The sequence below is a fragment of the Occultella glacieicola genome, from assembly GCF_004353825.1.
GTDB lineage: Bacteria > Actinomycetota > Actinomycetes > Actinomycetales > Beutenbergiaceae > Occultella > Occultella glacieicola.
On sequence record NZ_SMNA01000003.1, the window covers coordinates 533895 to 543124 of the forward strand.

Here is a 9230-nt window from a genome sequence, read left to right on the forward strand (position 1 = left end):
ATCCGGTCTCTTCCTCAACTCACTACGGCGCCGCTCGGGACGGTGCCGACCGGGCGCCCGGGCAGGAACCTGCCCAGCCCGTTTCCGGGGTACTCCATGATCTGACCGGAGCCGGTCACGGCGATCAGGTCCGAGACGCCGTCCGAGGTCTCGTCGTTCACGCCGACCAGCGAGGTGAACGAACCCCATCCCGAGCCGATCTGGGTCGGGCCGACGGCGAGGCCGGCGCCGGTGCCGTTGAAGAACTGCAGCGTCGTTCCGGCGCGGGCGATCAGATCCGGGGCGCCCGCGCCATCCCACTGACCCACGTTCGCGATCTGATAGATGCTCGGCGCGTTCCTCATGACCGGAACAGGAGGACGGAAGGATCCGGTGGCCGTCGCCGAGTAGAGGTAGGCCGCGCGATCATCCCAACTGTAGGCAATGATCCCCGGCAGGCCGTCGCCCCGCCAGTTCCCGGCCCCGACGAGCACTTCGAAACTCTGCCAACCGTTGCCGATCTGGGTACCTGCGGCGAATCGACCGCCACCGGTCCCCAGGTGCAGCATCAGGGCGCCGTTCCCACGCCGGACGACCAGGTCCGCCCGCCCGTCACCGTTCCAGTCTCCGACCGGTGTCACGTCGATGTCGCCCTGAGCGAGAGTGATACCGGTCGGGGTGAGCTCGGAGTACCCCGGATCCGCCGCGCCGTAGGTCGCCCGATACAACCGTCCACCGGAGTCCAACCGATAGAAGATCCGTCCGCTGGACCGCGCTCCGGCGTCCATGATCATCGTGGTGCCGCCCCAACCGCTGTCCAGGACCCCGCGTGGTCGGACGCTGCCCGACCCCGTGCCCGGGTAGATCAGGAGGTCACCTGCCAGCGACACCGCGACCAGGTCGGTCCGCCCGTCTCCGGTCAGATCGGAGATCCCAGCCGTGGCGGACACCCCGTTCCACGACGAGCTCACCGTCACGGTGCCCGTGATCGCACCGCGGCCGTTCGAGGCGTACGCGTAAAGGTGCCCGTTCGAGCCGTGGACACCGAGCAGGGTCGGTCGACCGCCGATGAACCCGCCGGCCATCGAGATCGTCTCCATCCCGTTCCAGCCGGATCCGATCTGCACGCCGCGATGGAAGTTTCCACGACCATCGGATGCGTAGAGCCAGAGCGACCCGTTCGAGTGCCGTGCGACGAGGTCGAGGTGGTCGTCGCCGTTCCAGTCGTCGCCACCGATGAGAAGGTTGAATGTGTTCCAGCCCCACCCGACGCGGACGCCGTTCCCGACACTGCCATCGGCCCGCCCCGGGTAGAGCAGCAGGCTGCCGTCGGCGGTTCGCAACATCATGTCGACGGTGCCGTCACCGTTCCAGTCGCCGGCGATCGTCGTGCGCGACGGGGTCCAGCCATGTCCGATCCGCTCGTCCGTCCACCCGAGCGTCGGTGCTGTGGACATCAGCGAGACATTGTTACCGTGACGCACGACCAGGTCCGCTCGACCGTCGCCGTTCAGGTCCCGGTCGAGTTCTCGGCCCGCGAACGACCCCTGGAAGGCCGCGATCCGGTTCTTCAGTTCGTCCAGCCGGGAGTACATGTACTGCCCCGGGCAGGTGGTCTGCTTCGCGTCCCGGTGTCCGACGATCCGGTTCCAGGTGGTGCCGTTGAACGTGGTGGTGCCGTGCGGCGTGGTGCCGTGGATGGAGAGTTTCCACGCGGCCACTCGGGCGACCATGTCGAACGCGGCGGTGGGCACCGCGACCGTGTCGTAGTTCCCCATCAGGGAGATGCCGGCCATGTTGCCGTTCAGGCCGGTGGCGTGGGCACCGATGATCGCCTGGTCGAGACCGCCGTAGCGGCCTTCCCAGGCGCGGCCGAAGCGGTCGACCAGAACGTTGTAGCCGATGTCGCCCCAGTCCCGGCCCCACTCCTCGGCGTGGTAGGAGTAGATGCCCCGCAAGATCGAGGGCACCTGGCTGGCGGAGTACCCGTTCACACCTGCGGTGTGGTGGATGTCGATGCCGGTGACCCGGCCCACTTCCGGCGCCCAGGTCCGGATGCTCTCGTCGGCGCCCCACTGGGCGCGCGAGTAGATGGTCGGCCGCGCCGTGGCGGCCGTGGACATGGCGGAGGCCGTCACGGGGGCGGAGTCGGCGGTGGAGGTGCCGGGGTCGATGACGGAGAGGTTCGCGCCCGTGGGCGCGGTCTCGGCGGTGGTGAGCCGCACCTCGATCTGGGTGGCGTCGACGACGGCGAGCGGTTCTGTGCCCTGCCGGTCGGTCAGGTCCTCGTCGGCGAGCTGGTTGTCGATCTCCAGCTCCTCCCACTCGGTCCAGCCGTCCACGGTCAGGGTGCGGACGTCGACAGCGAGGTCGGCCGGGGCACCGGCGTCCCAGGTGACACCGACGACGGCGAGCTCGGGGGTGTCGGCCGCGGCGATCACGACGTTGTCGGTGGTCTCGGGCGCGTCAGCCGGGGTTTCACCTGCGTCGGCCGGGGTTTCGGCTGCGTCAGCCGGGGTCTCGGGCGCTTCGGTCGGCTCTGCGTCCGGGGTCCCGGTGCCTTCCGGCGCCGTATTCTCGGGCTCCTGGGCCGTCGCGGCGTCGTCGTCAGCGCCGTCCTCGGCCGGGGTCTGCGACTGGAGCCCGAACGAGGTGACCTCATCCGCGGCCGTCTCGGCCTGCTCGTCCGACGCGGCTCCATCGCCGGAGTCCCCCGTATCACCGGAAGCCTCCGAACCGCCGGCGGCCGCAGGCTCGAACGTGACGAGCTCCACCTCGGACTCCACCGGGTGGGCATCGTCGGAGACCTCGGCGGTGATCTCCTCGGCGCTGGGTACCTCACCCGCGTCGGCGGCCGGCTGGTCGGTCGGCGCGTCGTCGGGTTCGGCCTGGGCCGGCGCGCCGACCAGGAAGGCCAGCACCAGGGAGGCGGAGGCGGTAGCCACGATGGCGGACGAGGTTCGGCGACGGGCCGGGCGCATGACATACCTCACAGAGACGGCTGGGTTCGGGTACAGAGTGCCAGAAGCGTCCTCGCGGGACCTCCCGCGGCGCGCCGGGGGCCGTCCTGGCGGCCCCCGGCGCGCATTTCCGGTCCCGCCCAACCCGGACGCACCACGGCCTAGGACGTTCGAGTCGTGGGCGACCGGGTGTCGGACCCCTGCCACAATGTGCCCATGCGCGCGAACGACGACACCTGGCTCGTGGTGCCGTTGTACAACGAGGCCACCGTGATCGGGAACGTCGTCGCCGGCGCCCTGCCGACGTTCGCCAACATCGTGTGCGTGGACGACGGCTCCAGCGACGCCTCGGCGGTCGCCGCCCGGGACGCGGGCGCCCTGGTCATCCACCACGCCACGAACCTCGGTCAGGGCGCCGCCCTGCAGACCGGCATCTCCTACGTGGTCACCCAGACCGACGCCGAGTACCTGGTCACCTTCGACGCCGACGGGCAACACCAGGTCGACGACGCCGCGGCGATGGTGGCCCTGGCGCGCGAGAAGGACCTCGCGATCGTGTTCGGCTCGCGGTTCCTCGACGACCGCACGAAGGCGGGCTGGCTGAAGAAGGCCATCCTGAAGACGGCGGTCTGGGTCACGAACCAGAGCACCGGGCTGCGTCTGACCGACGCCCACAACGGCCTGCGCGTGATCCGCCGGGACGCGGCCGCACGGGTGGACCTGGTCCAGAACCGGATGGCGCACGCCAGTGAGATCGTGCTGCAACTGGGCCGCACGAAACTGCCCTGGCGTGAGTACCCCGTGCACGTGCTGTACACGGAATACTCCAAGGGCAAGGGTCAGTCGGTGCTGAACTCGGTGAACATCCTCGTCGACCTGGTCTTCAAGTGAGGAGGCTCCCATGGACAAGATCTGGATCCAGCTGATCCTGCTCGCGGGCGTGGCCGCCGTCGCGGTCACCCTCACGCGGTCGACGGCGGACGCCCGGCACCAGGCGGTCCGGCGGGTCCTGCTCGTCGGCTTCGTGCTGGTCGCGGCCTCCGCGATCCTGTACCCCACGTTCCTGAGCCATCTGGCCGCGCTCGTCGGCGTCGGCCGGGGCACCGACCTGGTGCTGTACGCCCTCGTCATCGCCTTCCTGTCCTATGTGGCGACCATGTACCGGCGGATGAAGATGATGGACCGCCGGATCACCGCCCTGACCCGCGAGATCGCCCTCGCCGAGGTGCGGCTGGAACAGGCCGGCTACCCGACCGCCCGGACCTCGGCGTCGCCGAGCGACCCCTCCCCGGCCGACCACACGACCGGCCCGCCAGAGCGGCGGCCCTGACCACGTGCCCACCACCAACGCCTTCCTCGCGCTGGCAGTGTTCGGATTCGGGCTCCTGCTGCTGTACGCGCCCGGGGTCCTGACCCTGCGGCTGGTCGGTCTGCGCGGGCTGACCCTCGCGGCACTCGCGCCACCGGTGACGGTCGCGGCCCTGTCCCTGACCGCGATCCTGACCCGGTTCGCGGGCAAGGACTGGGGCCTGGTCCCGGCCACGATCGGCCTCGCGGCCACGTTCGGCGCGGCCCTGGTGCTGCGAGCGCTCGGCATCGTGCTGACACCCGAGGAGGTGCCCGGCTCGCGACGGCTGCGGACCGTCCTGATGGCCGGCCTGGCCGCGGGCCTGATCCTGGCCGTGGTCCCGGTCGCCGTGGGCGCCGGGGGCGTGGACTCGCTGCTGCAACGCTGGGACGCCGTCTACCACCTGAGCGCCCTGCGCCTCATCGACGAGACCCGCTCGGCATCGTCGCTGACCGTCGGCGCCCTCTCCTACGGCACCGGCCAGGCGCATCTGTACCCGGCCGGGTGGCACGCCTTCGCGTCGTTGTTGCCGCTGTCCAGCCCGACGGCGGTGCTCAATCTGGCCGGCACGCTCACCTCCGGTCCGGCGTGGGTGCTGGGGTGCGCGGCGCTGGCGCGCCGCGTGTGGCCGCACCTGCCGCCGGCGCCGGCGCTGGTGGGGTTCGCCGCCGGCCTGATCACGGCCACTCCGATGAGCCTGTGGATCGGGTGGGGGCACCTGCCGAACGCGGCCGCGCTGGCGATGACCCCGGGCGTGCTCGCGTTCGGGATCGGGGCGCTGGACCGGGCCGGGGTGTCGGCCACGGCACGGCTGTCCGGCCGGGCCGGGCCGTCCGGCCGAGTCGGTCCGTCCGGCGGGGTCGGGTCGTCCGGCCGGGTCGGGTCGTTCGGAGGGATCGAAAGTTCCGGCGGAGTCGAGCCGTCCCGCCGGACGGGACCGTCCGGCCCGCTCGGGCTGCCGACCGGATGGCACCAGCACGCGGCCGGCGTGGTGGTCCTCGGCGCGGGTGCCGTCGGCCTCGGCCTGACCCACCCGAACGCGTTCCTCGCCCTCGCCGTGGTGGCGCTGCCGGTCGCCGTCGCCGCCGTGGTGCGGATCGCCCGGGCGGCGTCGGCCGCGGGCCACCGCGCAATCGCCGTCGGGCTGCCTGCGGCCCTGACCGTGGTCACGGTCGGCGGGGCGCTCGCGTTCGCCGTCTCACCGCTGGCGGCCTCGGTGACCGGCTACGTCGGCGACGAACCGGACGGGGCGGGCGCCGCCGTCGGCAGCGTGCTCGTGGGCTGGTACGAGCTCTGGCCGCACGTGGTGACGGCGGCCGTGGTCGTGGCGGCCCCGTACGGCGCCGTGCTCGCCTGGCGGCGCGGCGCCCCGTGGGCGGCCGGGATGCTCGCGGTGGTGTGGGTGCTGTACATCGACGCGGCCATGGGTGGGCCGACCGGGATCTCTGCCCTCTGGTACACCAGCCCGGCCCGCCTGAGCGTGGTGACCGCGATGGTGACCGTGGTGCTGGCCGTGGGCGCGCTCGTCCAGCTCGGCGTGGCGGCCGCTCGCCGGTGGTCCGGCGCCCGCGCCCGCGCGGTCGCCGCCGCGAGCCTCGCGGTCCTGCTCGCCGCCGCGGTGGTCGCCTCCTCGCTGTACAAGGCCGAACGCACCGCCAAGCTCTACGACCCGGACGCCACCGGGGTGCCCCGGTTCGTGACCGCCGCCGAGCTCGAGATGCTCGCCGAGGTGGACCTGGAGCCGGGAGCAGCCGTGCTGGGCAGCCCGTTCTCCGGGGCGGCCCTGCTGTACGGGCTGCACGGCGTGCCGGTGGTCTTCCCGATCGCCGGTCAGGTGTGGTCCCCGGCCCAGCAGACGATCATGGGTGGCCTCGACGACCTCTCCGACCCGGAGGTCTGCGCGGCCTTGGACGAGCTCGGCGTGCGGTACCTGTACCAGGACTCCCGGCCCTATCAGGCGTCCGGGGACTACCGTGCGCTCGACGACCTCGAGGTGCCCGGCGCGGAGGTCGTCGCCGAGGCGGACACGGCCCGGATCCTGCGCCTGCCGGACTGCCACGCGGGCTGACGCCGGGGGTGTACCGCCCGGTGGCCCGCCGCGGCTCGGCGATGTGACCTGGGTCTCCCCCCTCCACACAACCTCCCCCACAACGGCGCGCCCGGTCCGCCGATCCGGGACGGAAGTTGCCTACGATCGGTGATCGATGCCAGCAACCGACATGTCCTCGCGCCCTGCCCACGGCCGGCGCCGCGCACCGCGACACTCCCGGCGGGTCAACCGCCACCAGGTGCTCCGCGGTGCTCTGCTCGCGCTCATCGGGATCTTCGCGTTCGCCGGGACCGGGGCCGCCCTGACGTACAACTCGCTGCAGGGCAACATCGACCAGCACGACCTCAGCTCGATCCTCGGCGAGGACCGGGAGAGCCCGTCGCCCGCACAGCCGGGCGACCCCGCCGAGGGCCGGGCCTACAACCTGCTCGTGCTCGGCTCGGACACCCGCACGGGTGACAACTCCGAGTACGGCGAGGCCGAGGGTCAGCGGTCGGACACCACGCTCGTGGTGCACATCTCCGCGGACCGGTCCCGGGTGGACGTGATCTCCATCCCCCGTGACCTGATCGTGGACATCCCGAGCTGCCCGCTCCCGGACGGTTCCGAGACCGGCGAGTCCTACGACGAGCGCTTCAACGCCGCGTTCGCCTACGGCGGCCAGTCCGGCGACACCGCCTACGCCGCGGCCTGCACGATCCTGACCGTGGAGGAGATGACCGGTCTGTTCATCGACGACTTCGTCGTCGTCGACATGGAGGGCTTCAAGGACATGGTGAACGCCATCGGCGGCGTGGACATGTGCTTCGAGGAGGACATGGTCTCCCCGGAGGCGAACCTGAACATCACGGCCGGGTGCCACACGCTCGACGGTGAGACCGCCCTCGCGGTCGCCCGGGCCCGCAAGGGCATCGGCAACGGCTCCGACATCGGCAGGATCGACCGACAGCAGGAACTCCTGACGGCGATGGTCGAACAGGTCCTGGCGAAGAACCTGCTCACCGACTCCGCCGGGCTGTTCCAGTTCCTGCAGGCCGCGACCGCCTCGCTGAGCACCAGCAACGGGATCGGCAACATCACCTCGATGGCCGGCCTCGCGTACTCGCTGAACGACGTCGGGATCGACAACTTCACGTTCGCCACCGTGCCGTTCGACTGGTCCGGGAACGTGGTGCTGCAGAACGCCGACTCCGAGGCGCTCTGGGCGTCGGTGGCCGCGGACCAGCCGCTGGTGCTGCCGCCGGACCCCGACGCGACCGACGGCACCGGGACCGAGGACACCTCGGGGGCAACCGGCGAGGGCCAGGAGGAGCCCGGCCAGGGCTGACCGACAGGACCCGCCACTCCGGCGCGCCCGTCGCGCGGACCCGATGAGACCATGGAAGCGATGAATCGGCAGCCCAGCAGTCCCCGAGCCCGGCACGCCGCGCCGCCCCGCAGCCGGCGCTCTGTCGGCGTCGATCGCGGGCGCACCCCGGTGCCCGCCGCCGGGTCCGGCCGGGCGCCCCACGGGAGCGCGGGCCGCGGCCTCGCCGGCCTGGTGCGGCACGCCCGCCGGCGGCGGCGTCCCAGGCGGCACGCCGTTCCGGTCGCCGGCCTCGCCGTGGCCCTGTTCGCCGTCAGCGGCGCCGCCCTCGCCTACGACGATCTGAACCGCAACATCGGCGGTGGCGACGTCGAACCGCTGCTCGGCACCGACCGGCCGGAGCCGGCTCCCCCGGTGGACGGCGCCGCCGGTGCGGCCGTGAACCTGCTGCTGATCGGCTCCGACGACCGGTCCGGGGAGAACGCGTCGATCGGCGGCGGCAACGTCGAGTCCGGCATCCGCTCGGACACCGTGATCCTCGCCCACATCTCGGCGGACCGGACCCGGGTGGAGATGGTCTCGATCCCCCGCGACTCCTGGGTGGACGTGCCCTCCTGCGAGCTCCCCGACGGGTCGATGACCTCGCCGCTGACCGGGAAGTTCAACAACGCCTTCCAGCAGGGCGGCCAGACCGGGGACGTCACCTACGCGGCTGCCTGCACGATCCGCACGGTCGAAGGTCTCACCGACGTCCGCATCGACGGGTTCGTCGCCGTGGACTTCGGCGGTTTCGTGGACATGGTCGACGCCATCGGCGGCATCCCGATCTGCATCCCGGAGGACATCGACGACGACAACGCCCACCTGCAGTTGAGCGCGGGCGAGCAGGTCCTCGACGGCACCCAGGCCCTCGGCTACGCCCGGGTGCGCAAGTCGGTCGGTGACGGCAGCGACATCGGGCGGATCGGCCGGCAGCAGGCGCTGCTGGCCGCCACGGTGCGCCAGGTCCTGAACCAGAACGTGCTCACCGACGCGCCGCGGCTGTACGGCTTCCTGGACGCGGCGACGGCGTCGCTGAGCACCAGCTCCAACTACGCCTCGATCTCCGCGTTGTCCGGGCTCGCCTACTCGCTGCGCGGCCTCGGCAGCGAGGACATCTCGTTCGTGACCGTGCCGATCACCGACCGTGGCGACGGCGCCAACGTGCTCTGGACCGATGAGGCCGATGCCCTGTGGGAGGCCATCGCCGCCGACCGGCCGCTGACGGTCGAGGGCACCGACGACGGGACCGCCGACGCCAGCCCCGACCCTGGGACCGATGCCTCGACGGACCCGACCGAACCGACCGGTGCCGCCGCGTCCTCCACGGCCACGGCCGATCCCGGTCCTACCCTCGAGGGAACCACCGCCGACGACGGGAGTGCCCAGTGCGGGTGAGCCGAGACGAACCGTTCGACAACGAGCGCGAGCCGGCCTCCGTCGACCCGTTCGCGGACGCGCCCCGCCGCAGCGCCCCGGGCCGAAACGCCCCCGGGCGCCGTCCCGCCCGCGGCAGCAGCCGCGCCCGCACCGGCGGCTCCGCGCAGG

6 protein-coding genes are annotated in these 9230 nt (G+C 72.1%); 5 read left to right on the plus strand and 1 reads right to left on the minus strand.

All coding sequences use genetic code 11. From position 1 onward, the window contains the following. Positions 1 to 14: 14 nt before the first annotated feature. Positions 15 to 2924 carry an FG-GAP-like repeat-containing protein gene (locus tag EXU48_RS24985; RefSeq protein ID WP_133107089.1) on the minus strand — a complete coding sequence of 970 codons (2910 nt, stop codon included), beginning with the start codon at positions 2922 to 2924 and terminating at the stop codon, positions 15 to 17. 231 nt (positions 2925 to 3155) lie between these two features. On the opposite strand from EXU48_RS24985, the gene EXU48_RS07975 reads away from it, so the two are divergent. The 5 genes from EXU48_RS07975 (at position 3156) to EXU48_RS07995 (ending at position 9080) form a co-directional block, all read left to right on the plus strand. After that, a complete protein-coding gene (locus EXU48_RS07975; RefSeq protein ID WP_133107090.1) occupies positions 3156 to 3830 on the plus strand; it encodes a glycosyltransferase family 2 protein in 675 nt (224 codons plus the stop codon). Between the two features lie 10 nt (positions 3831 to 3840). Then, positions 3841 to 4269, plus strand: a complete 429-nt coding sequence (locus EXU48_RS07980; protein ID WP_165962724.1) for a DUF2304 domain-containing protein — start codon at positions 3841 to 3843, stop codon at positions 4267 to 4269. A 4-nt stretch (positions 4270 to 4273) separates the two neighbouring features. After that, positions 4274 to 6355, plus strand: a complete 2082-nt coding sequence (locus EXU48_RS07985; protein ID WP_133107091.1) for a DUF6541 family protein — start codon at positions 4274 to 4276, stop codon at positions 6353 to 6355. A 136-nt stretch (positions 6356 to 6491) separates the two neighbouring features. Continuing rightward, positions 6492 to 7664: an LCP family protein gene (locus EXU48_RS07990; RefSeq protein WP_133107092.1), complete on the plus strand. Its 1173-nt coding sequence runs from the start codon at positions 6492 to 6494 to the stop codon at positions 7662 to 7664. A 60-nt stretch (positions 7665 to 7724) separates the two neighbouring features. After that, entirely contained in the window at positions 7725 to 9080 is a 1356-nt protein-coding gene (locus EXU48_RS07995; protein WP_133107093.1) for an LCP family protein, read from the plus strand. Positions 9081 to 9230: the final 150 nt, after the last annotated feature.